Genomic DNA, 25371 nt, shown 5'->3' on the forward strand with positions numbered 1-25371 from the left:
TTTCGTCTCGCGCGGGCGCGCCGTTACGCCGTACCCGGAAACGGCTCGCCGCAACCGGATCCAGCGGTCGGCCCGCCGAGCCGAGGCGGTGGTCGAGCCCCCGCGGGCCGCCCGCAGCCCCGCCTTCGCGGCCGGAGCCGCCGCTGGTGGCCGACGGTTCGCGGGCACCCGGTGGCGCGGCTCGACGTGCCCGCGGTCCGCCGCGCCACCGGTGCTCCGGCCGCGACCGGGCAGCGGGGTCGCAGATCGGGCGCCCGGGTCCGATCCGGACGACTCATCCGGAGATGTGGGCGGGTGCCGGAATCGAGCGCGCGAGGGCGGTGCGGCTCCGGTGGCACGCCGCAGGCGGTCGCGATTCCGGCCGCGGGAACCGAGTCGGTGATCACCTTCTCGAATGGCGCGGTCGCGCATTCCTCCGCGATCACCCAGGAATTCGAATTCCTTTCAGGACAATGGCACCCGCACGTGGTCCGGCCAACGGGTCACACCATGACGCACCGTGCGAAAACCGTGCCCGCCACCTGAATTCACCGGAGTGAACACCTTGAGGTGAAAGGGGGTTCCGCGCACGGCGGGGAAATCGGCGGGGCGGTAGACAGGGTTCTGCGGTGATCCTGATCGCACCGCAGCATTGGTGATATCTCGACGAAAGGAACGCACATGCGTCCGCTTTCCCGTGCCGCTCTCGTCGGCGCCCTCGCGCTGCCCCTCGCCCTGTCCTCCGCTGGTCTGGCCTCCGCGTCCGGGGGATGGGACTGGACGAACACCGAGATCTGCAAGATCCTCTCGTGCAACCACCTGAACCACGAGCACAGCGAGAACCACGAGCACGAAGAGGTCAACATCGCGGGCATCAGCTGACGCGAGGGACCTGTCCGGCCCCGCCGCCTCCCCGGGCGGCGGGGCCGGACCACGTCCGGACCCGGCACGGCCGCCCGAGCGCTTCACCGGAACGGGTCATGAGTGAGGGGCACCTTCATCCGGCACAGTCGGATGAAGGTGCCCCTCACCTGGGTTACCACGTGCCGGCCGCACCTGTTCGTGTTCGGTGGTGGACCCTGGCCCGCTGGGTGCGCCTCGTCCGGCGGGGGTGCGGGTGCCGTCAGAGGGAGGGGTCGAAGCGGCCGTCGATGGCCGTCCAGCCGCCGTCGACGTGGTGCAGCGTGCCGGTGACGTAGGAGGAGGCGTCCGAGGCCAGGTAGACCACGGCTCCGGCGATCTCGTCGGGCGCGGCCCAGCGGCGCAGCGCGGTCTTGTCGGCGTAGGCGCCGTACCAGGTGGGGTCGGACTTGATCTGCGCGGTGAGCGGGGTCTCGAACGGACCCGGCGCGACGGCGTTGACCCGCACGCCCTGGCCGCCGAGCTCGGCGGCCAGCGCCTTGGTGAGCTGCACGACCCCGGCCTTGGTCGCCGCGTAGATGCCCTGGCCGGGCTCGACGACCTCGGCGCGGAAGCTGGCGAAGGTGATGATGCTGCCGCGCCCGCGCGCCGCCATCCGGGCGCCGAAGTCGCGGACCAGCCGGTAGGTGCCCTTGAGGTTGACCTCGACGACGCGGTCGAACTCCTCGTCGACGGTGTTCACCAGCCGCTTGCGGACGTTGATGCCCGGCGTGATCACCAGGACGTCGGCGGTCGGCTCCGCCTCGGCGAGCGCGGCGATGCCCGCCCCGTCGCGGATGTCGAGCTCCCGCGCCGTCGCGGAACCACCGGACGACTCGATCTCCTCCGCGGTCCGCCGCGCGCCCTCGGTGTCCAGGTCGGCGATCACCACCCGGGCCCCGCACCCGGCGATCCCCAGCGCACCGGCCCTGCCGAGCCCGCTACCGCCGCCGACGACGACCGCGGTGCGCCCGTCGAGCCGGAACAGGTCGGCCGCTGCGCCGCCCGCGATCCCCATGCTGACCTCCTGCCGACGGCCGCCGCCGCTGCGAGGCGGCCACTGCGCCGATCATCGGTCAGCGGGCAGCACCAGGGCAAGGGTGAAACCGTCGTAACCCTTCGCCCCCACCGTCTGCACCGTGGTGGCGAGCAGCCCGGGTTCCTCGGCGAGCAGGTCGTGCAGGCGGCGGACCCCGGCGACCGCCTCGTCGGTCGAGTCGGCGTCGGCCAGGGCACCGCCGCGCACCACGTTGTCCACGACGATCAGCGCGCCGGGCCGGCTCAGCGCCAGCGCCCACCGGACGTACTCCGGGATGGTGGCCTTGTCGGCGTCGATGAAGGTGAAGTCGAACGGCCCGGACAGCTCGGGCAGCACGTCCAGCGCCCGGCCGACCCGCACGTCGACGACCTCGGCCAGCCCGGCGCGGGTGAGGTTGCCGCGCGCGACCTCCGCGTGCACCGGGTCGGCCTCCACCGTGGTCACCCGGCCGCCGGGCGGCAGCGCGCGGCCGAGCCACATCGCGCTGTACCCGGCCAGGGTGCCGATCTCCAGGATCGACCGGGCCCCGACGGACGTGGCGAGCACCTGCAGCAGCTTGCCCTGCGCCGCCGAGACCGCGATCGGCGGCAGCCCCGATTCCGCCGCCGTCCGCAGCGCGGCGTCCCGCGCCTGGTCCGCGGGCGCCAGCCGGTCCGCGATGTAGGTGTCGACCGCGGTCCACTGCTCCTGGTCCATCCCGACCTCCCGGCTCGTCCCCCACCACCATCGCAGGCGCGGGCCGCGGTGCGCTCGCTGACGCGGGGAGTTCGCTGACGCGGGGAGTTCGCGCGGAGCGGGACTGCCGTCGTGAGCGTGTCCGTCGTGCGGCGCTGTCCACGTGGACGAGCCGCGAGGCTGCCGCAGGATTCCCAGCGGAGCCGCGGAGACAACGCGGCGGAGCGCCGCGCGGCAGGCGTCGCCCGCTCCGCGCGGGCTCTCAGTCCACGTGGAGGTCCGCGGTGGGCCGCTCGCCCCGGGTCTGCTCCGGGACGATCCGGCCCGACCAGCTCAGCACCGGGTCCCGGCCCACGAGGTCCGGGGTCCACTGCGCCGAAGCCTCCCGCAGCGCCTCGGCGATGGCGTCCCCGTCGGCGGTGCCGGAGGAGCCGATCACCGCCACCCACGAGCGGATCATCTGCTGCGAGAACCGCTGGCCCTCCTCGCTGCGCTGCCAGCGGATCGGGTCGACCACGGGTTCTCCGCGCAGGTGCAGGTCCAGCGCGAGCAGGGTGGCGTCCCAACCGGGGCCGGCGAACAGCGCACCAGCACCGCTGCCCGCCACGGCCAGCGGCACCGAGTGCTCCAGCTCCAGCGCGGTGGTGTCGTCGCACTGGGACAGCCGGAACTCCAGCACGCTGTCCTCGGAGCCGAACAGCACCTTGAGCCGGCGCGGCGGTGCGCACTTGAGGATGCGACCTCCCGCGTTGCCTTCGAGCTGGAACCAGCCGCCGACGCGGAAGTCGCCGTGGACCGGCAGGAACCAGCTCCGGAGCCGTTCCGGGTCGGCCACCGCATCCCAGACCTCCCGGAGCGGCGCCGCGAACCTGCGCCGGAGCAACATGCTCACCCGCTCGTCGTCGCCGAAGGTCTGCTGGTGCACCTGGCGCCGGGTGGCCGCTGCCTCGCCGGAAAAGTCGATCATCGGTGGTCCCCTCTCGGTTCGGTGGCTCACCTCCCAGGGTCACCGGAGTTCGGCGGATGCGCTGACCGGAACGGGCTCCGCGCCGGAATCGGCGATCCGCAGCGCCTCCACGAGTTCCCGGTACACCGGGTCGGCGGCCACCAGCTCCTCGTGGCTGCCGCGGGCGCGGACCTGCCCGTCCTCCAGGACGACGATGGTGTCGGCGTCGATCACCGTGGACAGCCGGTGCGCGATGGTGACCACCGCGCCCGAGGCCGCCCGGGAGCGGATGCAGTCGTGGATCGCCGCCTCGGTGCGGCCGTCGACCTGGGCCGTGGCCTCGTCGAGCAGCAGCACGTCGGGGGTCCGCAGGATCGCCCGCGCCAGCGCGATCCGCTGCCGCTCACCGCCGGACACCGACGTCTCGCCCAGCGGGGTGTCCAGGCCCTCCGCCAGCGCGGCGATCTTGTCGTCGAGCCGCACCTCCCGCAGCGCGGCGTCGATCTCCTCCTCGGTGGCGTCGGGGTGGGTGAACAGCAGGTTGTCGCGGATCGTGCCCGGCACCACCGGCGTCTCCTGCTCGACGTAGGCCAGCCGCTCGCGCACCTGCCCGTGGCCGAGCTCGGGGTACGGGTGGCCGTCGAGCAGCAGCTCCCCCCGCTGCGGTTCGAGGAAGCGCAGCAGCAGCGAGAAGATCGTCGTCTTGCCCGCGCCGGACGGCCCCACGATCGCCGTGTGGCCGCGGCGCGGGATGGTCAGGTCGACGCCGCGCACGGCGGGCGCCGCGTCCGGCCCGTACGCCGCGGTGACGCCGCGCAGCTCCAGCACCGGGGTGTCCGGGACCGCTTCCCGGCCGGCCGCGGCACCGCCCTCGGGCTCGACCTCCAGCGCGCTCACCTCGCGGATCCGGCCGGCCGCGGCGACGCCGGACTGCAACGCGGTGACGTTCTGGCTCAGCTCGGTGATCGGGTCCATCAGCCCGAAGGCGTAGAGCAGGAAGGCGATCAGGCTGGAGACCTCCAGCTCGCCCGCGCCGACCCGCCACGCCCCGACGCCGAGGATCAGGATGATCGCGAGCTGGATGCCGGTCCACGCGATCGTCCAGGACGCCGCCGTGCGGCGCACCGCCCGGATCGCGTTGCGGGTGGACTCCCGGGCGTGCGCCAGGACCCGCTCGGCCTGGCGCTCCTCGGCCCGGCTGGCCTTGACGGTGCGGATCGCGCGCAGCGTGCCTTCGAGCGCGCCCCCGAGCGCGCCGACGTGCTCCTGCGTCTTCCCCTCCGCCTTGGCGATGGCGGGCATCAGCACGCCGAACAGCACCGCCACGACCGCCACCGCGGCGACCGTGACGCCGAGCAGCACCACGTCCAGCACCGCCATCAGCACCAACGTGCCGAGCAGCATGATCGCGCCGTTGATCAGCCCGATCACGCTGGACGTGGCGGCCTCGCGCAGCAGCAGCGTGTCGGACGTGACGCGGGTGACCAGCTCGCCGGAGGGGCGCGCGCCGAGCGCGGGCACCCGCGCGCGGAAGAACCGCCGCACCATCGACTCGCGGGCGTCGAGCACCACCCGCTCCCCGAGCGTGCCGAGCATCGTCCACTGCGCGGCCCAGACCACCGCGCCGACCACCATCAGCACCAGCAGCGACGCGATCGGCCCGACCAGCGAACTGCCCGCGCCGACCGAGTCGAGCACCCACTTGGTGACCATCGGCGTGGCCAGTCCCATGCCGGAGCCGATCAGCGCCAGGAGCAGCCCGAGCGCGAGCGTGCGCAGGTGCGGTCGCGCGAACGACCACAGCACGCCCAGCCGACCGGATCGGTCGGCGGTGTTTCCCTCCGAAGCAGCCATGACCGGAAGTGGAACACATCTGTTCCACACCGGTCCAGCGATTTTCCAGAAGGGCACGCTCCACTAGGCTCGTCGACCATGAGCAGTGCGGAACGAGCCCTGGAGACCGCCACCCGCGCGCGCACCCGGCGCGCCATCCTGGACGCGGCGGTCACCGTGCTCTCCCAGGACCCCACCGCCTCGCTCGGCGACATCGCCGCCGCCGCGGGCGTCGGCCGCACCACGCTGCACCGGTACTTCCCGGAGCGCTCCGCGTTGCAGCACGACCTGGGCTCGGACGCGCTGGAGCGGATCGACGACGCGGCCGAGCGGGCGCACCTCGCGCGCGGTTCCGCGCCGGAGGCGCTCGGCCGACTCTGCCAGGAGCTGTTCGAGCTGGGCGACCTCCTCATGCTCATCTTCAGCGACCCGCAGTTCACCCAGTCCGCCGCGTGGACGGAGTACACCGCCTCCGACCGCGCGATCATCGAGCTCGTCGAGTCCGGTCACCGCGACGGCACCGTCGACCCGGAGCTGCCGCCGGAGTGGGTGCAGAACCTGCTGTGGTCGCTGCTGTACTCCGCGTGGCAGCACGCCAGCACCGAGCACGTCACCAAGCACCAGGCGCTGAGCCTCTGCCTGCGCACGCTGCGCAAGTCCATCGCCGCCTAGCAGCGGGTCAGCTCCGCAGGAACTCCAGCAGGTCCTTGTTGAACCGCTCCTTGTCGCCGGGGACCAGCGCGATGCCGTGCGAGCCGCCCTCGTACACCTTCAGCTGGGCGCCGCGCACCAGCTCGGCGGTCTTCCCGCCGCTGACCGAGTACGGCACCACCTGGTCGTCGTCGCCGTGCACGACCAGCGTCGGGACGTCGAACTTCGCCAGGTCCTCGGTGAAGTCGGTCCAGGCGAAGGCGTCCACGCACCGCACCCCGGCCTCGATGCTCTCCTGCATCGCCATGTACCAGAAGGCGTCCTCGTTGCCCCGGGTGGCGTTGCTGCCCGGGCGGTTGGCGCCGAAGAACCCGGTGGCCGTGTCCTTCCAGAACTGGGAGCGCTCCCCCAGGATGCCGCTCTTGAGGTCCTCGAACACCTGCCCGGGCACCCCGTCCGGGTTCCGGTCGTTCTGGCCCAGCATCGGCGGGATCGCCGAGAGCAGCACCGCCTTGCTCACCCGGGCGGTGCCGTGCCTGCCGATGTAGCGGGCGAGCTCGCCGCCGCCCATCGAGTGCGCCACGAGCGCCACGTCCTGCAGGTCCAGCGCCTGGATCAGGTCGTTGAGGTCGTCGGCGAAGGTATCGAAGTCGTAGCCGCCCCACGGCTGCTCGGAGCGCCCGTGCCCGCGGCGGTCGTGCGCGATGCCGCGGAACCCGTTGTCGGCCACGAGCTTCATCTGGTCCTGCCAGGCGTCGCCGTTGAGCGGCCAGCCGTGGCAGAACAGCACCGGAGGACCGCTGCCCCAGTCGTTGTAGAACAGCTCCACGCCATCACGGGTTCTCACGCGACCCATCGGTCCCCCCTCGAACGGAAATCGGCTCCGGGCCCCACGAATCCGCACCGCGGCGACCCGGATGGCGCCTCCGACGCTAGGGCCGCCCCGGACGTCCCGCAAAAGGACGAACGCGCGAGAACCCCCCGCCCACGGGGGAAAACCGGCCACGCGCGGGAGGTTCGACGATCTCGCCACCGGGGTAGGGGGCGGGGGCTCGATGAAAGCCCTCTCACGCGGCATTCAGCCGAAGATCATGGCCGCTTGACAGTCTTCAACCAGCCGCCGAGGAGAGCAGTGCGGCGGCCACCGGATACCACCGAGCGTTGAGGAGGACCTGTGCAGTCGACGGGACATCGAGTGCTGACCGTGGTGCTGGTGCTGGCGGGTCTGAGCATGGTCGTCGGCGATCTGGTGCTCACCCCGAGCGGCGGGGCGAGCTGGAACGAGCTCGGGCTCGGACTGCTGTTCCTCGGCCTGATGTCGGTGAGCGCCGAGCTCAACCAGCGCGTCGACGTGCTGAGCGCACCGGCGGTCCCCGCCCAGCGCCCCGCGCCCGAGGAGCCCGCCCGCCGACGCCGGCCCAGCAGCGCCACCCGCCGGATCCCCGTCGCCCACCGCTGAGCCGGGGGCTCGGGCACGAGGAGTTGCCGAGGTCGCCCGGCAGGGTGATGATGCTCGGCGCGCCGACATCCGACCACGAGACCCGATGCCGAGGTGACGACGATGCTCGATCTCGAACCCGCGGCCGTTCGGCTCCGCGCGCTGGTGCCCGACGCGACGGGGCGGCTCACCGCGCCCACCCCCTGCGCGGGGACCTCGGTGGGCGACCTGCTCGATCACATCATGGCCCTGGCGCTGGCCTTCCGGTACGCGGCGGACAAGACCGACACCGAGATCGTCAAGCGGCCCCCGCCGGAACCCTCGGTCTCGCGGCTGGACCCGTCCTGGCCGAGCCTGCTGCCGGAACGGCTGGACGCGCTGGTCGCCGCCTGGCGGGAGCCCGCCGCGTGGGAAGGCACGACCTGGGCGGGCGGGCAGAACTTCCCCGCCGCGGAAGCCGGTGCGGTCGCCCTCGACGAACTGGTGCTGCACGGGTGGGACCTGGCCAAGGCGCTGGGCCGCGGGTACCAGGTCGACCCGGCGAGCGCCGAAGCCGTGCACGCGTTCGCCTCGGCGGTGCCCGACGACCCGGAGGCGCGGGCGGGCCTGTTCGGCCCGGTGGTGCCGGTGCCTGCGGACGCCCCGCTGTTCGACCGGGCGCTCGGGCTGGCCGGGCGGAACCCGGCGTGGACACCACCGGACCGCGAGGGCTGATCCGCTCCGGCGGAGACGTGGTGGGGCGGCGACCCGGATGCGCACGACCCGCGGTCGGCAGCCCGTGCACGGCCACGGCGCCGGACCGGTTCCAGCCGACCCGGATCGATCCGGTTCCGCAGCCCGGCGCGGCGCGGAGTCAGCCGGAAGATCCGTTCACACCTCGATGTTCCAGCTCTCGACGTACCACCGGCCGTCCTTCTTGACGACGCCCAGGGACAGCGAGAACGAGCTGGTGTCGCCGGACGAACCGATGAGTTCCAGCTCGCGCAGGCTCCGGCCGTCGAGGGTGATGGCCGTGTCCGGCACCTCGACCTCCTTGGCCTTCTTCTTGACCGGCACGTCGACCGTCACCCTCCCCTCCGGCGGCAGTGTCACCCCGGGCTTGGCCCACGCATCGTGCAGCGAGCCCAGCGACCTGTGCATCGTCGGCTGCGCGCAGAAGACCGCGGGATCCTGGTCGGTCGGCAGAACCGGCGCATTGCCCATGCACCACTCCGCGTAGTTCTCGTTCAGCACCTGCGTGACGAAGTCCTTCACGGCCTCGTCCGGCTTGGCGCTCCCACCGGTCGGCTTGCCGGGGGTGGTCCGCTTCGATGGCGGCGCGGTGCGGCTCGTGCCGTCGCCCGAAGCAGGCGCTGCGACGTCCTTGCCCGCCGTCGCGCTCTGCGAGCCGCAGCCCGCAACGCTCATCGCGAGCACGGGCAACGCCACCAGCCATTTCCTGCTGGACGTCCGAACGCTACCGATCTTCACCGGACTTCCCTTCTGGTTCGTTCACCGCACCGAACGTGCCCGCGACCATCCGCAGACCATGCGCGGTTCCAGGTCGGCACAGACCGTGTCACACCCCGGAGGAGGAGCACGAAGTGCGGCGCCCGAGAAGGGGTTTCCCGCAGCTGCGGGGAATTCGAACGACAAGGCGGAGACGAATCGATTCCGGCGGGCGGAATGCGGCCCCGCTCGGCGCCACCGCCCGCGGCCGGCCTGGTCGGAACCCGGCGCGGACACCACCGGTCCGCGCGGGCTGATCCGCGCGCCGTCGAGGCGGTCAGCCGCCCGCCGGGAGCAGTTCGGCGAGCCGGGGCAGGACCCCGTCGCGCCAACCGGGGCCCATCCGCTCGCACGCGTTGCGACCGCGCTTGTCGTCGAGGTCGAACCCGGAGTGGTCGAGCAGGAGCCGCGTCCCGCGCCCCTCCGGGACCAGCCGCCAGGTCAGCGTCCAGTCGCCGTTGAAGCTGTAGGCGAACCGCTCGTGCGGCCGGGATTCCAGCACCTCGCAGGGGATCGACCCGAACCCGGGCATCTCGAGGTGGAACCGGTGGCCGACGTGCTCGGCGATGTCGCCGGGCGCCCACCACCGCGCGTGCAGTTTGGGATCGGTCAGGGCCCGCCAGACCTCCGCCGGCGGGGCGTCGATGAACTGGTCGACGGAGATGGTTCCGGTGCGGGCGTAGGCCATCAGGATTCCTCCTCGTTCTCCACGACGTCGGCCAGGCTGCGCAGGCGCTCCCGCCAGAACCTCTCGAACGGGTGCAGCCACTCGCCGACCTGCTCCAGCGGCTCGGCCTCCAGGTGGTACAGGCGGTGGCGGCCGACCGGCTCGTCCCGGACGAGCGCCGCGCGGCGCAGGACCTGCAGGTGCTCGGCGACCGCGGGACGGCTCATCTCGAACTGGGCCGCCAGGTCACCGGCCGTCCGGGGACCGTCCGCCAGCAGCTCCAGCAGACGACGACGGGCCGGGCTGGCCAGCGCGAGGAAGACGTCTTCGGACACCTCCGCACGATAGGTAAGCCGAATCCGACATGTCAACTGTTCCCGACACGTTGGCCGGGTGCTGCTCAGGCGGGCTTGCGGGCCTCGAACAGGGTGCGGGAGGAGTGCGCCACGAACGAGCCCTCGCGCTCGATGTGCTGGTGCAGCGCGTGCAACGCGTCGCGGTAGCCCTCGACGGTGAAGCCGGGCACGGTCCAGATCACCTTCCGCAGGAAGTAGACCACCGCGCCGATGTCGAAGAACTCCATCCGCAGCCGCTCGCAGCGCACGTCCACGACCGCCAGGCCCGCGGCCTCGGCCTCCGCGCTCTCGTCGTCGGGGTGGCGCTTGCGCCGCGCTTCGGGCTGCGGACCGAGGAAGTGCTCCACCAGCTCGAACGCGGTGGCCGGTCCGACGTGCTGGGCGAAGTAGGTGCCACCGGGGGCCAGCACGCGCGCGATCTCGCCCCACCGCACGGTGGCGGGGTGGCGGCTGGTCACCAGCTCGAACGCGGCGTCGGCGAACGGCAGCGGTCGCTGGTCCGGGGCCGCGACGACGACGACACCGCGCGGGCCCAGCAACCGCGTGGCCTGGGCGAGGTTGGGCGGCCACGACTCCGTGGCGGCCATCGCGGGCGGGAAGCGCGCTGCTTCCGCCAGCACCTCACCCCCGCCGGTCTGGACGTCCAGCGCGGAGGACGCCGCCGCGAGCCGTCGGCTCATCGACCGCTGGTAGCCCCACGAGGGGCGTTGCTCGGTGGCCCGACCGTCCAGCCAGGAGAAGTCCCACCCGTCCACGGCTGCCGAATCGGCCTCGCCCAAGAGATCGTCGAACGCGCGCGCCATGCCCCCATTCTGCTGCCCACGGGAGATCCCGTTCGACCGTGGACGCCGTCGGGGTCACCGGGGAGGCAGCGGCGGCACGCCCTCCTCGGCGCGGCGATCGGCGGGTGCGGCCGCTTGCGGACGTCGACCGCTGGCGAGCCGCGTGGCAGCGGTGACGACGGCGTGCTGCCATTCGGGCGGGATCACGGCGAACGTCCCGTCCTCGATCGTGGCCAGCGCCGCCGCGGCGATGTCCTCGGGCAGGACCCCCTCGCCGGACATGCCGGTCGCCACCAGGGCGGGGCACAGCATGCTGACGCCGATCGGCGTGTCGGCCAGCGCCATCGCGGCGTGCTCGGCCACGGCTACGACCGCGTGCTTCGAGGGGCCGTAGGCACCGCCGCCGGGAAACGTCGCGGCCCCGGCCAACGAGCCCGTGATCAGGACGTGCGCCGGCCGGTCGGCGGCCAGCAGGCGAGGCACGAACGCGCGCAGGCCGTTGACGACACCGCCGACGTTGACCGCGAACACCCGGTCCCAATCGGCCGCGGCCACCTCCCACGGCGCGCCGAGGTCCGCACCCACGATCCCGGCGTTCAGGCACACCAACCGGGCCTCGCCGGCAGCTCGGGCCAGCGCCTCGACCGATTCCGGCGAAGCGACATCGGTGACGACCGCCTGCGCGCCCAGGGACTCCGCGACCTCGCCCAAGGCGGCGGCGTCGATGTCGGCCAGCACCAGGTCGGCCCCGCGCGCCGCCAGCGCACGGGCCAACGCCCGCCCGATCCCGCTGCCCGCACCGGTCACGACCGCCGTCATCCCGTCCACCCCGGGAATCCTACCGATCAGCACCGGCCCCAGATCACGCCGCGACGCGCCGGAACCGTCGTCCTGCACGGCGACCAGGACCAACAGCAGTTGCGGCATGCATCGACCATGACGCCACCGGAGGTCACAATGTTGCCTCGGTGGCAAACACCCGGATCGGCTACACGTGCAGGCCCGCCCGGTAAGCCATGCCGCGCAGCTCGCGGCCGACGGCATCGCGTTTCGCCTTGGTCAGCAGCTCGGCGAGGATCGAGCGCATGAACGGGTGCCGGTGAACTCTCCCCGGTGATATCCGCTCGGCCCGGCGCAGCATCCTCACGGCCGCGGCCCGCTGCTCGGGCATGCGCAAGCGCACGTCCGTATTCGCGCCAGTAAGCGGCCTGCCGGGTCGGAGACGGCAACGCCGCTGGGTTGACCGTCCCGGCGATCTTGGCCGCTTCTGCTGGCTCGTCCGCCTCTAGCGCCACCGACATGCGCCATACGCCGACGTGGACGGCCCGAATCCGAACCAACGTCGCGCCCCCGGAAGGCAACGTACCCCGTGCTAGGGGGTACGTGCTGTCTCGACCAGACGCGCGCCCTTAGGGATTCGAACCCCAAACCTTCTCATCCGGCGTCCGCCATCATCGATGTCTGTCGTCACCCAACGAGCGCCACACCTGCCCTCGGAGCCTCGCCCAGGCGCCCCGGGCTGCGAACGCGACTGTGGAGGCGGGGTTGCTCCCCCGAACTACGGAGGCGCCGCGCTTCCGGCCAGCGCTTGACGGACGATCTCAGCATCGCGAGGTGTTCGCACTGGCGGGGAGCCAGTGTGCTGACGCCACTTTCGTGTTGTGCTCGTGTCACCGTCCCCCGGCGGGCGGGGTCGTTTTGTAGCGTATCGATCGCTCACGATCTTGGAAGGGCTTCCATGGCTACTGACGGCATCACCACAGGTAAGCGCTACTACCTGACCAACCGCGACCAGCGCACGGGGCTCCACGTAGCCGCCCACGGCAACTGGGATTGGGTATTCGCGGCCAAAGACGAGTACGACCCCGGTGAGCCGGTGATCTTCCACGAGTACGAGGGCGGCGGATACGTCATCGAGCACACCTACCGCCACTGGGACGGCCACAAGTACTGGGCGCGGCACAAGAACGGCGTCTACCTCGGCAAGTGGGGCCCCGCCACCGTCTGGCACACCCGTCCCACCGAGAACGGGCTCCTGCTCCACAAGGAAACCGACTTCGTGTCCTCGCCCGATAGCAGTGGCACCAAGTGGGTCGAGACCCGCGACTGGCCCACCTTCAGAATAGTGATCCGTAGGAGCTGGAGCATCGAGGGCGCACTGAACGAGTCCCCCGACGAGAGGAAGCTCTTCGAGTTCGAGCTGATCCCCGCATAACCCGCCGCCTCGAACCTGACCAATCGGGTCCGCCCTGCGGGCTTCGCGCCGACCTGCGGATAGCAAGAAACCCCCAGCGTGCTGGGGGTTTCTGCTGTCTCGACCAGACGCGCGCCCGTAGGGATTCGAACCCCAAACCTTCTGATCCGTAGTCCCCCACGGCTCGGATCGAGATAGGTCGAAGGGTGTCGCGCAGGGTCAGAACAGCAGGTCAACGGCTCGGCTGGGTGCCAGACGGTGACGCACTCGGCCGGGCCGGTCCAGTCCCGCACTCGACACGGACTCGACACGCTCGCGGACCTCGAACAGCGCTGGCACTGCGCCCGACCAGCGTGGTCCCTCGTCACCTGATCCGGTTCTCGCTACGCTGGCTGCACCTCTTCGCCGAGGTTGAGCCCCCGGGGTCGCTCCCCGGGGGCGGTGAAGAGGACGACGGCGAAGAGGTGAGCGGCGATGAGCGCCGAGGTAGGACGGCGGATCAAGGCGGCGCGCCAGCGTGCGGGCATGTCCAGGCCGGTGCTAGCTGGCTTGGTTGGCCGGTCAGCCGAGTGGCTGAAGGCGGTCGAGGTTGGGCGGCTTCAGGTGCCGCGGCTGCCGATGCTGATCAAGCTCGCGCGGGCGCTCGGAATCTCCGATCTCGCGGTCCTGCTGGCGCTGGTCGCGTGGGCGCTGATCTTCGGGCCGCTGTTCCTGCTGTGGTGGCTACCCGGGCACCGCCAGGTCGGCGCGCTCAAGCGCCAAGCCACCGAACGGCGTGCGCAGTCGGCGCCGAGTAGCACGCGCTCGGGCACGATGGCGGAGCGCTCCCGGCGCGTGAGCGCACGATGACCCGTCGGGACATGCAGCTCGCGGTGCTGCTGCGCTCGGGACAGTGGATGCTCGACGAAGCGGCCTACGAGGTCGGGGGCGGGCGCTACAGCGACCAGCAGAGACGCGATCTCGCCGTGGCGCTCGAAGAACTCGCCGGGGCGCTACGGGAATCGACCGGCAACGGCACTGCGCCGGTCGTGCACACCCTCGATGACGAGCGGCCGATGATCGTGGACGCCGAGCGGTGACCGGCCGGAAGCCGGGACGGCCGTGCTCGGCACGCTCGCGGCGCCCGATCGGCTACCTGACGGCGATGCGCGGTGATCTCGCCGACGTCCTGGCGGACGTGACCACGAAACGGCGGCACGCGCATCCACCCGGCCGCTGGGCGGAGCCAAGCACGGCGTTGCTCACCCGCGTGCTTGACGGGCTCGACCGGCTGTAGCCGTGCTGGAAGGGGCACCGTCAGGGGCGGGCACGAGCTGCCCGCCCCTGAGTGCCACGCACGCGCGTCCTCAACCAGGAAGGACGCCGGTGATCCTGATGACGGCCTCGGGGTTGGGTAGCACCAGGTCGGCGCGCATCTTGACCCGGACCGCGGTGCGGTCGCTGGTGAAGGCGGTGGAAGTGTCGACTTCGACGGCGACGTCCTGACGCATCACCGCGACCACCTGGGCGGCTTCGTAGACGTAGATCGAGTTCGTACCGGTGCCGGCGCCTTCTGCCTCGTCGGTGGAGAGCTGCGAAGTCAGGTGCACCGGCACGCCGTAGATCGACCGGCGGACGCCCGCGGTGGGCGAGCCTGCCCCGTCGACGATCACGGGCTTGGTGCTGGTGTCGGTCTCCTTGATCTTGGTGATGGCCTGCCAGTTGCGCGGGTGCATCACGATCGCGGTGCCGGTGGCGTTGGCCCCGGCGAGCTGGCCGAGCGCGTCGGCGAACGGATCGAGGTTGGTCAGCGGGCCGCCGTCGGTGCCCATGCTGTAGGTCTGGATGCCGGGTTGGTTGCGCAGTCCGGTGATCTCCGGGGCGGTGCCGGAGCCCTCGAAGAATCCGCGGTCGAGCTTCAGCGCGACGGCGCGGGCGAGGTTCTCGGCGACCATGTCCTGAGCTGCCGGGTTCGAGTCCGATACCAGTTCGTTGGACATGAACGACAGCGCGGCGAGCTTGCGCGGGGTCGCGGTGACCACGTCGGCGCTGGGGTCGCTGACGGCGATCTCGGCGCCTTCGGCGGTCCAGTTCGCGGCGCCGTCGGCCAGCAGGCGCGGGATCTCCAGCTTGGCCGCGGTGGTGTCGATGCGGCGGAAGCCGGAAGCCATGCCGACGGACTGCTCGACGAGCCGGTCGAAGAACAGGGATGCGGCATCCGGCGGGGCGAACGCGCCGCCGTCATTGGGCCGGGTGTGGGTGAGCCAGGTCATGCGGGGTGCCTCCGTGGGGCAGCGTGAGCCGGAAGGGTTGAGGTTCGGCGCGGTCGCAGACCGACATGCCGGGTGCCCACGGGGCGGAACGGTGAACGCGACGCGGCCACGGGCCAGCGCTCGCACTCGCGTTCGAGTGTAGCGCCGGGCCGTGGCCGCGTCCACTGTGGCGGGTCAGCCGCCGAAGATCGCACCCATGCGGCGCGGCGGGGTGTAGCTGCCGCCGGAATGCTCCGCGCTGGAACGAGTCGGGACGACTCGACGCTTCGCGTAGTGCGGCTTGGCCTTGATCAGCTCGTCGAGCGCGGCGCTCACCTTCTCCTCGTCGAGAGCGCCGCCGGCGTCGCGCAGCTCGTCGAGGGCCGGGGCGAAGTCGGACGGGTCAGCCAGCACCTCAGCGGCCAGGCGGTCGACCTGGCGGCGCTCCATCGTCGCCAGGCGCGCAGCGAGCGCGTCGCGCTCAGCCTCGGTGTCGCGGAGCTGTCGGCGGTACTTCGCCGCTTCCCTGTTCGGCTTGGCTTCCGAAGGGTCGGCGGCGTCGGCGGACAGCTCGCGCTCGGCCTGGTGCTCGTTGCCGACGGCCCGGTCGTCGCCCGCGGTCGGCTCCACGGGGAAACCGTGCTCGTCGGCCTGGGTGGTGTTCTGCTGCTCGGTCATGACTGCGGCTCCTGAGGGTCGGTGTTGCTGTGTGCGATCTGAACCAGAGCCCGGGCGATCATCGAGTCCTGGTCGTCCGGGGTGGCGCGGGCGAGTCGGTCGAGACGGGGATTGGCCCGGCCGTGAACGGCGTCTCTGAAAGCGGCGAGGAACTGCTGACCGCTCATGCGCAGGCTGGTGCCGTCAACCATCGACAGGGTCACGGTGCCGGTGGACAGCGCCCGCTCGACGGCGGCCAGCCGCTCGGCGATCTTGCGCGTCTGGCGGGCCGACATCAGGCACCCGCCATGCGTTCGGCGGCGGCGGACTCCAGCGCGGCAATGCGCTGGTCATGGTCGAGGGATTCCCGCATTGCCAGGACGAATTCGAGCATGACCCGTGCTGCCTGCACGGAGTTGCGGCCGTCGTCGTCGCTGAGTGCCCGCCGGAGCGCGGCCACAGCTTCCGTCGCGCCCGCGGTCAGCTCGCCAACGGCGGCGTTGAGCATGTCCATGCGCATGGAGCGGACTTCGGCCGCGAAGTCGGGATCGGCCAGCCAGCGGCGGATGGTGCGCGGCGAGATCCCCAGCTCGCGGGCGATGTCCTGCGGACGTGCTCCGCCTGCCAGGGACACGGCCACGGTGGCGCGGTGCTGGTGCTGGCTCACCGAGTCACCTCCTGATTCTGTATCCGATGGGAGGGTCGTTTTTCCTGGTCAACGTCGTATGCGCGGTGGTGTGTCGACTGCCGGTCAGCAGCCAAGACCGGTCCACCGTCACGACGCGCGCGCGTGCGCGGGACCTGTGCGGCCTCTGCCGGTCGGCTGGGCAGGGTGCCCGCGGTGTAGGCGCGGAGGATGCGCTTGCGTAGGACTTGGTCGTGACGGTGGATGAGGTACAGGCTGATCCCGAACGTGAACAGGATCAGGTCGAGTGCGGTCACTGGCCTCCTCCGACGCTGGTGTGGAAACTGTGGAAGGTGTGGAAAACGGGTCGGGTCACGAGACGACCCCGAGCTTCGGCGGGTCAGGTTCCACACTTTCCACGGTTTCCACAGGGGTGCGTGGAGAGCGGTACACGCCGCGTCCGGTCTTGACGACACGTCCGGCGTCGGCGAGGCGCCGCAGGTACTCGCCCGCGTGCTTCGCTTCAACGCCGATGAGTGCGCCGAGCTTGGTGGGACCGATGCCGTCGGGGTGCTGTCCGATGACGCGCACGATCTCGGTGGAGCGGTCGCCGAGTCCGTCGGACGCCTTGCGGGTGTCGGCGGTTGCTGCGGCGGCGTCGAGGTTGGCGCCGTCGAGTCGCCAGGTGGTGCCGCCTGCCATCGTCAGCGCGTAGTCGGCTTCGGTCACGTCGCGGCCGGTGACCTTCAGTGTGCCGCCGGATTCCCCGCGGGGGCGAACCAGAACGATGACGGTGTCGGCGGCTCCGGCGAGACCGTTGGTGCCGGATACCGACTCGACGAAGTCGTCGGAGGTTGCCTTGCGGTCGTGGTGGATGACCACGAGCGAGGCGCCGGGGAAGTCGTCGACAACACGCTTCAGACCCGAGCCGACCCGGTAGTCCCGCTGGTAGGCCGATTCCCCGCCAACCGCGGGAGGCATGACCTTGCCGAGGGTGTCGAGGATGACCACCGGGGCCGTGTCCTGCTCGGTGCGCAATGCCAACCAGGTACGCACGGTGTCCACCACGCGGCCAGGCTGGATACGGGTCAGGTACTCGAACCGGGCCGGGATGGGCTCGGCGCCGAGCAGTTCGCGGCACCGAGCCTGCATCCGCCGGTGGCCGTCTTCGAGGGCGAGGTACAGCACCGGGCGGGCCGCGCCCACGGCGATGTTGCCGAGGGCACGGCCACCAGCGGCCACCGCAAGGGCGAGATCAAGCACCATCCATGATTTGCCCGCCTTGGGCGGCCCGACCAGCAGCGCGAAACCTTCCGGCAGCACACCGGGAACGGCGTACCGCAGTGGCGGGAACGTCTGTTGGTCAAGCCAAGCGCCGTCGCGGAGACCGTCGAGCAGGTTTCGTGCCTCATCCCTGACCGGCTCCGGGTCGTACTGGTCGACGTCTACCGAGGCGTTGTGCTGGTGGGTCAGGGTCACGCGGCGGTCTCCTGGGGGTGGCTGTAGCCGGTGGTGACCCATCGGGCGACTACGTCGGGTGGGTCGATGGCGCGGGCTAGCGGACCGGGGGCGGCGCGGCGGCGTTCGAGCTCGGCGAACGTGGGGGCCGCGGCGATGCGTGCCCAGTTCTCGGCGGCTGCGATCGCCTTGGACGATGCGGAGGCGAGGCACCGCCGGTGCCATTCACGGAACGTCGCGCCAAGCTCGGCGTCGGCTTTCAGGGCCGCGTACTGCTCGCTGGTGAGAGTCACGGGCACCGCCGCCTCACCTCCGCGTGCGGGTCGCGATCGGCGAGGGTGCCGGAGCAGCGACCACGTAAGGGCGGGAGCCGGCGGGCGGCCTCCCGGCGACGCCGGAGCTGAGCGGCGAGCGAGTCACGATCGACCGAGGCGGGTGTGGTCACCGCTGCGCCTCCTCACTGCGGCGGATGCCTTCGACGACCCCGCGGAGCGCGGCGCCGGTGATACCCGCTTCGTGCAGCGTCATCGCTTCGAGCCGCTGCACGTCGGACGGGCCGCGACGGGTGAGGAACACCCGCGTGCCTTCGTCCGCACACCAGTACGCCTGCACGGCCACGCTGCCGCCCGGCGTCTCGACGTCGTAGGGCTCTGTTGCATGGAATCCGTCGCCGAGGTCGAGGACCGCCCACGTGGGTGGCTGTGCATCGCGGCTGGCGTCTGGGATACTGGGGTCCATCGGGCTGGTCATGGTGGTGATCTCCTGATCTTTCGAGGCGGCGCACTCTTGGCGGGGGGCGCCGCTTCTCTTTGTCTGAGGGCCGTTTTCGCGGTGGTTCTTGCTGGCCACGTGTCAGGCCGCGCCGCTGCTGGTCACGGGCGTGGTGATCCCGAGCAGGTCGAGCACTTCAGCGGTCGGCACGCGGTAGGCACTGCCGAGGCGAAGCACGCGCACCGGGAACTGTCCGGCCCGGGCCAGCTCATGCGCCTTGGTGCGCCCGATGCCGAGTGCGCGACCGGCGGTCACCAGGTCGATCGCGGCGGGCAGCGCAAGCAATTCTGCGCGGGTCATGGTTGCGTTTGCCCTGGTCGGGCCCGCTTGCTGCTGGGGCATGAATCCTCCCGTGTCATGCCACACCGAACATCTTCCGCCCGATGTGCGTTCTGCCGTGACCCAACCACGAATGTCGGTCGGTGTCAAACACGAACGGCTCGGTGTTACGCTCGAAATGACAAGGGAGGCTCGATGGACATTGCCGAAATGGTCGGGAAGCGCGTTCGCGAGACGCGCGAAGTCTGTGGATGGACACAGCAGCAGGTCGGCGACGAACTAGCCAACCACCTGGGAAAACCCTGGACTAGGCAAGCCGTGAGCGTCGCGGAGAAGGGCGGTCGAGCCTTCACCGTGGCCGAGCTCGTCGCGCTCGCCGCCGTGCTCGGGACCACCGTGACCAGGCTCCTAACTCCTGACCTCGAAACGAGCGAGGTAAGGCTTCCGGCCGTCACGTTCCGCACCGCCGTCTACACGGACCTGATCTCCGACTCCGAAGGCTCCGACGTCGGACTCGGGGAGATGCATGAACTTCTCCGGCGGGCGCTCGGCTACGCCGCGGACGCTGAGCGCGGCTACGCCAAGGCGGCGGTAGCCATGCGGGCGCTCGTCGAAATCTTCGATGTTCACCTCGACAGCAAGGTCGTCCAGCGCGCGATGCAGAAGGGGAACGAATGAGCAGCGGCAAAGGGCAGCTCTACAAGCGGTGCGGGTGCAGCGTGCCCGTGCTCGACGAGCAGGGGCAGCCCGTGCGGGACAGCAGGGGGCGGGCGAAGCGGAAGCAGGCGGGCGCGAACTGCCCGAAGCTGAAGCGGAAGGACGGGAGCTGGAACCCGCGGCACGGAACGTGGACGTTTTCCGTTGCAGCGCAAGGGAAAGGCGGCAAGCGAACCCAGGTCGTGCGGTCCGGTTTCGAGTCGTACGACGACGCCCAGGCGGCGCTCGACAAGCTGAAGCAGCGCGCCGCGGCCGGTGTGGTCGTCACCGACCGGATCACCGTCGGGCGGTACCTCGCCGAGTGGATCGAGCAGAAGTCGCCGGAGCTGCGCGCGGCGACGTTGCGCAGCTACCAAGGGCACATCGAGCGCATCCTGACGCCTGAGCTGGGGCATCTCCAGTTGGACGCACTGCGGGTCGAGCACGTCGGCCCGGTCCTGTCCGCCGTGCCGGGCTCGGACGCCACGCGGCAGCGGGTCCGGGCGACGCTGCGATCAGCGCTGACGGACGCGCAGCGGCAAGGGCTGGTGACGGTGAACGTCGCCTCTCTCGTCAAGCTGCCGTCCGGTCGGCGCCCGAAGGCGCTGGTGTGGACGCATGAGCGCGAACAGCAGTGGCGCGACCAGGTAGCCGAGCACGTCGCGGCCGGGAAGTCGGCGGGCAAGGCGCGTGAACTCGTCGAGCGGCCGTCGGCGGTCATGTGCTGGCGGCCCGACCAGCTCGGCGCCTTCCTGGACGCGGCGGGCGGAGATCGGCTGTACGCGCTGTGGCACCTCATCGCGCACCGCGGCTTACGGCGCGGCGAGGCGGCGGCGCTGCGGTGGGACGACGTCGACTTGGCAGGCGGCACGGTGACCGTCCGTCGGCAGCTCGTCGTGGTCGATTGGAAGGTCTCCGAGACGCCGCCGAAGTCCGAAGCGGGTGAGCGGGCGGTGGCGCTCGACCCCGGCACGCTGGCCGCGCTGAAGGCGCACCGGAAGCGGCAAGCCGCGGAACGGCTCGAATGGGGCCCGGCGTGGGCCGGAGCGGTCAACCGGGTGTTCACCCGCGAAGACGGGTCGGACCTTCACCCGGCGTCGGTGTCGGACCGGTTCGCCGAACTCGTGTCGGCGGCCGACCTGCCGCCGGTCCGGCTGCACGATCTGCGGCACGGCGCGGCGTCGCTGATGCTGGCGGCCGGGGTCGACATGAAGGTCGTTCAGGAGACGTTGGGGCACTCGCAGTTGGCGATCACCGCGGACACCTACACGAGCGTCTACCCGACCGTCGCGGCCGAAGCCGCGGCGGCTGCTGCGGCGCTCGTCCCCCGCTCGTCCGGAACGGCGCTCGACACATCCTCGACACACGCTGCCGAGGGGTGAAGGCGGTGGGCAACGTCGCGACCCCCGAAAAGCAACGTACCCCCTGCTAGGAGGGGGTACGTGCTGTCTCGACCAGACGCGCGCCCGTAGGGATTCGAACCCCAAACCTTCTGATCCGTAGTCAGATGCTCTATCCGTTGAGCTACGGGCGCTTGCTATTCTCTTGTCGGCCCCCGCCTCTCGGCGGGAACTCTGCGGAGGCTCCGGGATTTGAACCCGGGAGGGGGCGTAACCCCCAACCGCATTAGCAGTGCGGCGCCATAGACCAGACTAGGCGAAGCCTCCCGGTAGTCCTCTTCGCGGCCACCGGAGACAAGAGTACACACCCCTCGCACCCCGTTGCGAAGGGGGGTCCCGCTCCCCCGTCGTGGCCGTCCGACCTGGGCGTCGGCTCAGCGCAGGTGCAGGTCGAGCCAGTTCCTCGCGCGCTGCCACGCCTCGGTGGCGGCGTCCTCGTCGTGGTCGAAGCGGTGTCCGGCTCCCGGGTAGCGGACCACGTCGGTGACCACCCGGACCCGCTCGGCGGCCTCCCGGAGCTTGTCCACCTCACCGGCCGGCACCTGCTCGTCGTCGCCGTAGAGGCCGAGCCACGGGCAGGTCAGCTCGCCGACCACCTCGACCAGCGGTGGCAGCGCCGCCGAGACCGGTTCGCAGATGCCGGGCCCGCCGACGCTGACGGCCGCGCCGAGGCTGCGGCTGGCGGCCACCACGAGTGCCGCCGACCCGCCGAGGTCGAAGCCGACGATGCCCTGCCGGTCGGTGTCCACGCCCTGCTCGGCCAGCCACACGAAGGCCGCGTCGGTGTCGGCCAGCAGGTCCTCGCCGGAGAGCCGCCGGACGTGCTCGGCGACCTCCTCGGCGGCGAGCTCGTCGGCGCCGTCGCGGTGGTAGAGGTGCGGGACGACGGTGAGCCAGCCCTCCTCGGCGAGCCGGGCCGCCAGCGCCCGGACGCGGTCCGTGACGCCCTTGGCCTCGTGCAGCACGACGAGGCCGCCGCGCACCACGGTCTCCGGCCGGGCCACCGTGAGGCGCAGTTCGGTGCCATCGGTGAGCGCGATCGTCTCGGCGCGGGTCTGCGTCATACCGTGCAGGTAACCACGGGGATGGCCCGTCGGGGCAACACGTCATCCGGTTGGCGGAGCGAGTTCCACTGACCGTCACCGATCGGAGGCATGGTGTTGGGCCGACCGTCGCAGGAAGCCTTTCCGCTGGTCCGGGCACGGCGACGCGGAGCCACCGGTTAACGTCGCAGTAGGCCGAGAGCATAGGAGTCTGCCGATGAGCGTGCGCACGCGTGCCGATCTCGACGAGCTGCCCGCCTACGTGGCCGGGCGGACCGTGCCCGGCGCGATCAAGCTCGCCAGCAACGAGGTCTCGGAAGGGCCGCTGCCCAGCGCCGTGGCGGCCATCCAGCAGGCGAGCGCCGAGATCCACCGCTACCCGGACATGGGGGTCGGCGCGCTGACCGCCGCGCTGGCCGAGCACTACGCGGTCGCCCCGGAGCGGGTCGCCGTCGGCTGCGGCTCGGTGGCGCTGTGCGAGCAGCTCGTGCAGGCCACCTGCACCCCGGACGACGAGGTGATCTTCCCTTGGCGCTCCTTCGAGGCCTACCCGATCATCACGCAGGTCGCCGGGGCCCGGCAGGTGCGGGTGCCGCTGACCGGCGAGCACGCCCTGGACCTGGAGGCGATACTCGCCGCGATCACCCCCGCCACCCGGCTGATGTTCGTGTGCACGCCGAACAACCCGACCGGCACGACGCTGCGCCGCGACGAGCTCACCGCCTTCCTGGACCGGGTGCCCTCGGACGTGCTGGTGGTCCTGGACGAGGCGTACTTCGAGTTCGTCACCGACCCCGCCGCCCCCGACGGCATGGAGCTGGCCCGCGAGCGGGACAACGTCGCCTCGATGCGCACCTTCTCCAAGGCCTACGGGCTGGCCGGGCTGCGGGTGGGCTACGCGGTGACCTCCGAGCCGGTCGCCGCCGCGCTGCGCAAGGTCTGCATCCCGTTCAGCGTCAACGCCCTCGCCCAGGCCGCCGCGATCGCCTCGCTGGCGGCGCAGGACGAGCTGCGGACCCGGTGCGCCAACGTCGCCGCCGAGCGGGAGCGGGTGCACCGCGCGCTGGTCGACGAGGGCTACGAGGTGCCGGGGACGCAGGCGAACTTCGTCTGGTTGCCGCTCGGCGAGCGCACCGCGGAGTTCAGCGAGCACTGCCTGGAGCACAAGGTCGTGGTGCGGGCCTTCGCCGGTGAGGGCGCCCGGGTCACCATCGGCCGCCCCGAGGAGAACGACGCGTTCCTCGCCGCGGCGCGCGCCTTCCCGCGCTGATCCCGACCGGCACCGCCGCCCGTGCTCGGACGGTGCCGCTCAGCGGTCTTCTCGCGAGGACAGCCGTGACGCCGTGTACGCGCCTGGTACATCAGGAGCGGATCCCGCAGTGAGAAGGCCGCTGAGGTTCCGCCACCCGCACCGCCACGCGGGCCGTTGGCGAAAGCGGTCCTCAGGTGCGCCGGATCAGGTCCTCCGGCTGGTGGTGTCCGGCGAAGAGAGGGGGGAGTACTTCGCCGGACACCACCGCCCTGGGGGTGTAGCCGCCCGCGTCCGGCGGCCACTGGAGTGCGCAATGATCTGCGCAGGTCCGCAATCTAGCTGCGTCGCGACGACGTCGATCGACGACGCACCCGAGGAAGATCCCATCGGGTGGTCGTGATCAACCGTCCGCATGATCGGTCAGCCGGTCACCGCGTGGTGGCCCTGGACGGAGACCGGGGCCGGCGCGGTCGGCAGCAGCTCCCCCGAGAAGGACACCTGGCGCTGCGGCTGCGCCTCGCCCCGGCCCAGGATCGGGTCGGTCGGCGCGCCGGGCGTGCCCGGAGTGCCCGGCGTGCCCGGGTCCTGCGGCGTGCCCGGGTCCTCCGGGGTGCGCGGGGTCTCCGGCTCCTTCTCCTCGCCGCCCGTGCTCGGGTGGTCGACGATCGGGGCGTTCTCGCAGTCGCTGCCGAGCGCCGAGGCGATCGGCGCCACCACGCCCAGGATGGCGATGTTGTTGCCGCAGAGGTTGATCGGCAGCACGTTCAGGTTGTTGCCGTTGCCGACGTTGGCGCCGTCGTTGTCGGCGGAGTCGGCGAACGCCGGGGACCCGGCGGCCAGCATTCCGGCGCTCGCCGCGACGACACCGGCGATGGACGCAGTCTTGCGCATTCGTCGCACTTCCTTTTCCTCGGTTGCCCGGGCGGTCGGCGCCCGGAGGTCTGGTCGAGTCACCGGAGCAGGACCACCGTGCCCAGCGGCAGGGTGGTGAGCAGCTCCATCGCGTCGGCGGGAACCCGGACGCACCCGTCGCTGGAGTCCTGGCCGAAGACGGCCGGGTCGGGCCACCCGTGCAGCGCCACGGTGCCGGGACCACCGCCGTAGCTGTTGAAGGTCTCCGAGTGGGTGCCCAGCGGCAGGATGATCGGGCTGAACGTGGTCACGGTCTCCTCGATCGAGGCCATGATGTAGGTGCGCCCGCGCGGGGTCGGGGAGGCGGGCCCGCCCACCCCGACGACCCATTCGCCGATCGGCGCGCCGTCCCGGCGCACCACCATCCGGCGGGCGTCGACGTCGACGTCCACGACGTAGGGCGAGCGCGCCGCCTGCAGGCCGCTCGCCCGGATCCACCCGACCGAACCGTTCGGCCGGGACGGCAGCATCACCTGCGCCCAGTCGCCGCGCTGGTCGATCACCGGGACCCAGGTGGGGTTGTCGAGCTGGGTGGCGGGCAGCGTCGAGAAGACCTCGCCCGCCGGCGCGTCGTGCACGGTCAGATCCTCGGCGACCCGGAGCACGACGCCGTCGGTCTCGGCGCCCGGATCCGGGTCCTGCGGGGCACCGGGCAGCTCGGTGAAGGTGGTCGCCGCGGGGTGGCCCGCGACGGCCGGGGCCATCATGGCCATCGGCGGCGGCGCCGGAGCGGGACCGCATCCGGCCAGCGCGCCCAGGGCGACGCCGAGGGCGGCGATCCCGATGCGGCGTGCGGCTGAACTCATGCTCGGCTCCCGGAGGCGGCGCGGCTCGGACACCCGCTGATCAGGTGCCGTCCGGACGCTAAACCCCTGCTGACTCGCGTAGCACCGCGATCCGGACCCCGATGAAGGCCGGTGCGGATACGCTGACCAGGAACAATGACTCCCAGGCCGGGTCCGGCGTCGCCCTTGAGCGAAGGTTGCCCACTCCTTCAGGTGGCGTTTTTCGCTCTAGCGGGTGAACTTTCGTCAGTAGTGCAACGCGGTCGCGACGCGGTTCCGCACCGAGGCCGCCCCGTCACGCGATCGGCTGGCAG

Annotated in this window: 34 protein-coding genes and 2 tRNA genes; 11 read left to right on the plus strand and 25 right to left on the minus strand. The window is 71.6% G+C overall.

What is annotated here, in order from left to right; genetic code table 11:
* The first annotated feature begins 294 nt into the window (after positions 1–294).
* Positions 295–525, plus strand: a complete 231-nt coding sequence (locus ABD976_RS07695; protein ID WP_345359457.1) for a hypothetical protein — start codon at positions 295–297, stop codon at positions 523–525.
* A gap of 135 nt (positions 526–660) precedes the next feature.
* Complete coding sequence (locus ABD976_RS07700) at positions 661–861, plus strand: hypothetical protein (RefSeq protein WP_345359460.1); 201 nt, start codon at positions 661–663, stop codon at positions 859–861.
* 241 nt (positions 862–1102) lie between these two features.
* On the opposite strand, the gene ABD976_RS07705 is transcribed toward ABD976_RS07700, so the two are convergent.
* The 4 genes from ABD976_RS07705 to ABD976_RS07720 all read right to left on the minus strand — a co-directional run bounded on the left by ABD976_RS07705 (position 1103) and on the right by ABD976_RS07720 (position 5393).
* A complete protein-coding gene (locus tag ABD976_RS07705) occupies positions 1103–1897 on the minus strand; it encodes an SDR family NAD(P)-dependent oxidoreductase (protein ID WP_345359463.1) in 795 nt (264 codons plus the stop codon).
* A 51-nt stretch (positions 1898–1948) separates the two neighbouring features.
* Entirely contained in the window at positions 1949–2614 is a 666-nt protein-coding gene (locus ABD976_RS07710; RefSeq protein ID WP_345359466.1) for an O-methyltransferase, read from the minus strand.
* A 241-nt stretch (positions 2615–2855) separates the two neighbouring features.
* Positions 2856–3560 carry an SRPBCC domain-containing protein gene (locus ABD976_RS07715; protein ID WP_345359469.1) on the minus strand — a complete coding sequence of 235 codons (705 nt, stop codon included), beginning with the start codon at positions 3558–3560 and terminating at the stop codon, positions 2856–2858.
* A gap of 39 nt (positions 3561–3599) precedes the next feature.
* The gene (locus tag ABD976_RS07720) at positions 3600–5393 is read right to left on the minus strand and encodes an ABC transporter ATP-binding protein (protein WP_345359473.1); all 1794 of its coding nucleotides are present in this window, start codon (positions 5391–5393) and stop codon (positions 3600–3602) included.
* A gap of 78 nt (positions 5394–5471) precedes the next feature.
* On the opposite strand from ABD976_RS07720, the gene ABD976_RS07725 reads away from it, so the two are divergent.
* Positions 5472–6044 carry a TetR/AcrR family transcriptional regulator gene (locus tag ABD976_RS07725; RefSeq protein ID WP_345359476.1) on the plus strand — a complete coding sequence of 191 codons (573 nt, stop codon included), beginning with the start codon at positions 5472–5474 and terminating at the stop codon, positions 6042–6044.
* A gap of 7 nt (positions 6045–6051) precedes the next feature.
* Here ABD976_RS07725 and ABD976_RS07730 read toward each other — a convergent pair whose 3' ends face one another.
* The gene (locus ABD976_RS07730; protein WP_345359479.1) at positions 6052–6879 is read right to left on the minus strand and encodes an alpha/beta fold hydrolase; all 828 of its coding nucleotides are present in this window, start codon (positions 6877–6879) and stop codon (positions 6052–6054) included.
* Between the two features lie 318 nt (positions 6880–7197).
* On the opposite strand from ABD976_RS07730, the gene ABD976_RS07735 reads away from it, so the two are divergent.
* The gene (locus ABD976_RS07735) at positions 7198–7482 is read left to right on the plus strand and encodes a hypothetical protein (protein ID WP_345359482.1); all 285 of its coding nucleotides are present in this window, start codon (positions 7198–7200) and stop codon (positions 7480–7482) included.
* Positions 7483–7584: 102 nt separating this feature from the next.
* The gene (locus tag ABD976_RS07740) at positions 7585–8175 is read left to right on the plus strand and encodes a TIGR03086 family metal-binding protein (protein ID WP_345359485.1); all 591 of its coding nucleotides are present in this window, start codon (positions 7585–7587) and stop codon (positions 8173–8175) included.
* 156 nt (positions 8176–8331) lie between these two features.
* Here the strand turns inward: ABD976_RS07740 and ABD976_RS07745 are convergent, their stop codons facing one another.
* The 6 genes from ABD976_RS07745 to ABD976_RS07770 form a co-directional block, all read right to left on the minus strand.
* A complete protein-coding gene (locus ABD976_RS07745) occupies positions 8332–8889 on the minus strand; it encodes a hypothetical protein (protein ID WP_345359489.1) in 558 nt (185 codons plus the stop codon).
* Positions 8890–9226: 337 nt separating this feature from the next.
* Entirely contained in the window at positions 9227–9637 is a 411-nt protein-coding gene (locus tag ABD976_RS07750) for an SRPBCC family protein (RefSeq protein ID WP_345359492.1), read from the minus strand.
* Positions 9637–9951 (minus strand): ArsR/SmtB family transcription factor, encoded by a 315-nt coding sequence (locus ABD976_RS07755; protein ID WP_345359495.1) that lies wholly within the window; start codon positions 9949–9951, stop codon positions 9637–9639. The genes ABD976_RS07750 and ABD976_RS07755 overlap by 1 nt, the downstream gene beginning before the upstream one ends.
* A gap of 65 nt (positions 9952–10016) precedes the next feature.
* Entirely contained in the window at positions 10017–10775 is a 759-nt protein-coding gene (locus ABD976_RS07760) for a class I SAM-dependent methyltransferase (protein ID WP_345359498.1), read from the minus strand.
* 54 nt (positions 10776–10829) lie between these two features.
* On the minus strand, positions 10830–11681 hold the full coding sequence (locus ABD976_RS07765) for an SDR family NAD(P)-dependent oxidoreductase (RefSeq protein ID WP_345359501.1): 852 nt from the start codon (positions 11679–11681) through the stop codon (positions 10830–10832).
* A 61-nt stretch (positions 11682–11742) separates the two neighbouring features.
* Complete coding sequence (locus ABD976_RS07770; RefSeq protein ID WP_345359504.1) at positions 11743–11925, minus strand: hypothetical protein; 183 nt, start codon at positions 11923–11925, stop codon at positions 11743–11745.
* A gap of 567 nt (positions 11926–12492) precedes the next feature.
* Between ABD976_RS07770 and ABD976_RS07775 the strand changes: the two genes are divergently transcribed.
* The 3 genes from ABD976_RS07775 (at position 12493) to ABD976_RS07785 (ending at position 14027) form a co-directional block, all read left to right on the plus strand.
* Positions 12493–12969: a hypothetical protein gene (locus ABD976_RS07775; RefSeq protein ID WP_345359507.1), complete on the plus strand. Its 477-nt coding sequence runs from the start codon at positions 12493–12495 to the stop codon at positions 12967–12969.
* Between the two features lie 453 nt (positions 12970–13422).
* On the plus strand, positions 13423–13797 hold the full coding sequence (locus ABD976_RS07780) for a helix-turn-helix domain-containing protein (RefSeq protein ID WP_345359511.1): 375 nt from the start codon (positions 13423–13425) through the stop codon (positions 13795–13797).
* Positions 13794–14027, plus strand: coding sequence for a hypothetical protein (locus tag ABD976_RS07785; protein WP_345359514.1), 234 nt, complete (start codon positions 13794–13796; stop codon positions 14025–14027). Before ABD976_RS07780 ends, ABD976_RS07785 begins: the two co-directional genes overlap by 4 nt.
* Positions 14028–14294: 267 nt before the next feature.
* Here the strand turns inward: ABD976_RS07785 and ABD976_RS07790 are convergent, their stop codons facing one another.
* From ABD976_RS07790 to ABD976_RS07830, 9 genes are all read right to left on the minus strand, one after another.
* Positions 14295–15200: a phage major capsid protein gene (locus ABD976_RS07790; protein ID WP_345359517.1), complete on the minus strand. Its 906-nt coding sequence runs from the start codon at positions 15198–15200 to the stop codon at positions 14295–14297.
* 174 nt (positions 15201–15374) lie between these two features.
* Positions 15375–15857, minus strand: a complete 483-nt coding sequence (locus ABD976_RS07795; protein WP_345359520.1) for a hypothetical protein — start codon at positions 15855–15857, stop codon at positions 15375–15377.
* Positions 15854–16132, minus strand: coding sequence for a hypothetical protein (locus ABD976_RS07800; RefSeq protein ID WP_345359523.1), 279 nt, complete (start codon positions 16130–16132; stop codon positions 15854–15856). The genes ABD976_RS07795 and ABD976_RS07800 overlap by 4 nt, the downstream gene beginning before the upstream one ends.
* A complete protein-coding gene (locus ABD976_RS07805) occupies positions 16132–16503 on the minus strand; it encodes a helix-turn-helix domain-containing protein (protein ID WP_345359526.1) in 372 nt (123 codons plus the stop codon). The genes ABD976_RS07800 and ABD976_RS07805 overlap by 1 nt, the downstream gene beginning before the upstream one ends.
* Positions 16500–16778, minus strand: a complete 279-nt coding sequence (locus tag ABD976_RS07810) for a hypothetical protein (protein WP_345359529.1) — start codon at positions 16776–16778, stop codon at positions 16500–16502. The genes ABD976_RS07805 and ABD976_RS07810 overlap by 4 nt, the downstream gene beginning before the upstream one ends.
* A 55-nt stretch (positions 16779–16833) precedes the next feature.
* On the minus strand, positions 16834–17940 hold the full coding sequence (locus ABD976_RS07815) for an AAA family ATPase (RefSeq protein ID WP_345359532.1): 1107 nt from the start codon (positions 17938–17940) through the stop codon (positions 16834–16836).
* The gene (locus tag ABD976_RS07820; protein ID WP_345359534.1) at positions 17937–18218 is read right to left on the minus strand and encodes a hypothetical protein; all 282 of its coding nucleotides are present in this window, start codon (positions 18216–18218) and stop codon (positions 17937–17939) included. The genes ABD976_RS07815 and ABD976_RS07820 overlap by 4 nt, the downstream gene beginning before the upstream one ends.
* Positions 18219–18360: 142 nt before the next feature.
* The gene (locus ABD976_RS07825; protein ID WP_345359536.1) at positions 18361–18669 is read right to left on the minus strand and encodes a hypothetical protein; all 309 of its coding nucleotides are present in this window, start codon (positions 18667–18669) and stop codon (positions 18361–18363) included.
* A gap of 102 nt (positions 18670–18771) precedes the next feature.
* Positions 18772–19032, minus strand: coding sequence for a DNA-binding protein (locus ABD976_RS07830; protein WP_345359539.1), 261 nt, complete (start codon positions 19030–19032; stop codon positions 18772–18774).
* A gap of 132 nt (positions 19033–19164) precedes the next feature.
* Between ABD976_RS07830 and ABD976_RS07835 the strand changes: the two genes are divergently transcribed.
* Together ABD976_RS07835 and ABD976_RS07840 are read left to right on the plus strand one after the other, a co-directional pair.
* Positions 19165–19647: a helix-turn-helix transcriptional regulator gene (locus tag ABD976_RS07835; protein WP_345359542.1), complete on the plus strand. Its 483-nt coding sequence runs from the start codon at positions 19165–19167 to the stop codon at positions 19645–19647.
* On the plus strand, positions 19644–21047 hold the full coding sequence (locus ABD976_RS07840; protein ID WP_345359546.1) for a tyrosine-type recombinase/integrase: 1404 nt from the start codon (positions 19644–19646) through the stop codon (positions 21045–21047). The genes ABD976_RS07835 and ABD976_RS07840 overlap by 4 nt, the downstream gene beginning before the upstream one ends.
* Before the next feature lie 79 nt (positions 21048–21126).
* On the opposite strand, the gene ABD976_RS07845 is transcribed toward ABD976_RS07840, so the two are convergent.
* The 3 genes from ABD976_RS07845 to ABD976_RS07855 form a co-directional block, all read right to left on the minus strand.
* Positions 21127–21199 (minus strand) — tRNA-Arg (locus ABD976_RS07845).
* A 43-nt stretch (positions 21200–21242) separates the two neighbouring features.
* Positions 21243–21332 (minus strand) — tRNA-Ser (locus ABD976_RS07850).
* 107 nt (positions 21333–21439) lie between these two features.
* Complete coding sequence (locus ABD976_RS07855) at positions 21440–22129, minus strand: dienelactone hydrolase family protein (RefSeq protein ID WP_345359549.1); 690 nt, start codon at positions 22127–22129, stop codon at positions 21440–21442.
* Positions 22130–22325: 196 nt separating this feature from the next.
* Here ABD976_RS07855 and hisC point away from each other — a divergent pair, with 196 nt between their 5' ends.
* The gene (gene hisC, locus ABD976_RS07860; RefSeq protein WP_345359552.1) at positions 22326–23378 is read left to right on the plus strand and encodes a histidinol-phosphate transaminase; all 1053 of its coding nucleotides are present in this window, start codon (positions 22326–22328) and stop codon (positions 23376–23378) included.
* 402 nt (positions 23379–23780) lie between these two features.
* On the opposite strand, the gene ABD976_RS07865 is transcribed toward hisC, so the two are convergent.
* Together ABD976_RS07865 and ABD976_RS07870 are read right to left on the minus strand one after the other, a co-directional pair.
* Positions 23781–24251 (minus strand): hypothetical protein, encoded by a 471-nt coding sequence (locus tag ABD976_RS07865; protein WP_345359555.1) that lies wholly within the window; start codon positions 24249–24251, stop codon positions 23781–23783.
* Positions 24252–24310: 59 nt separating this feature from the next.
* Positions 24311–25078, minus strand: a complete 768-nt coding sequence (locus tag ABD976_RS07870; protein ID WP_345359558.1) for a L,D-transpeptidase family protein — start codon at positions 25076–25078, stop codon at positions 24311–24313.
* Between the last annotated feature and the right edge of the window lie 293 nt (positions 25079–25371).

Source organism: Saccharopolyspora cebuensis, assembly GCF_039542665.1.
Taxonomy (GTDB): Bacteria; Actinomycetota; Actinomycetes; order Mycobacteriales; family Pseudonocardiaceae; genus Saccharopolyspora; species Saccharopolyspora cebuensis.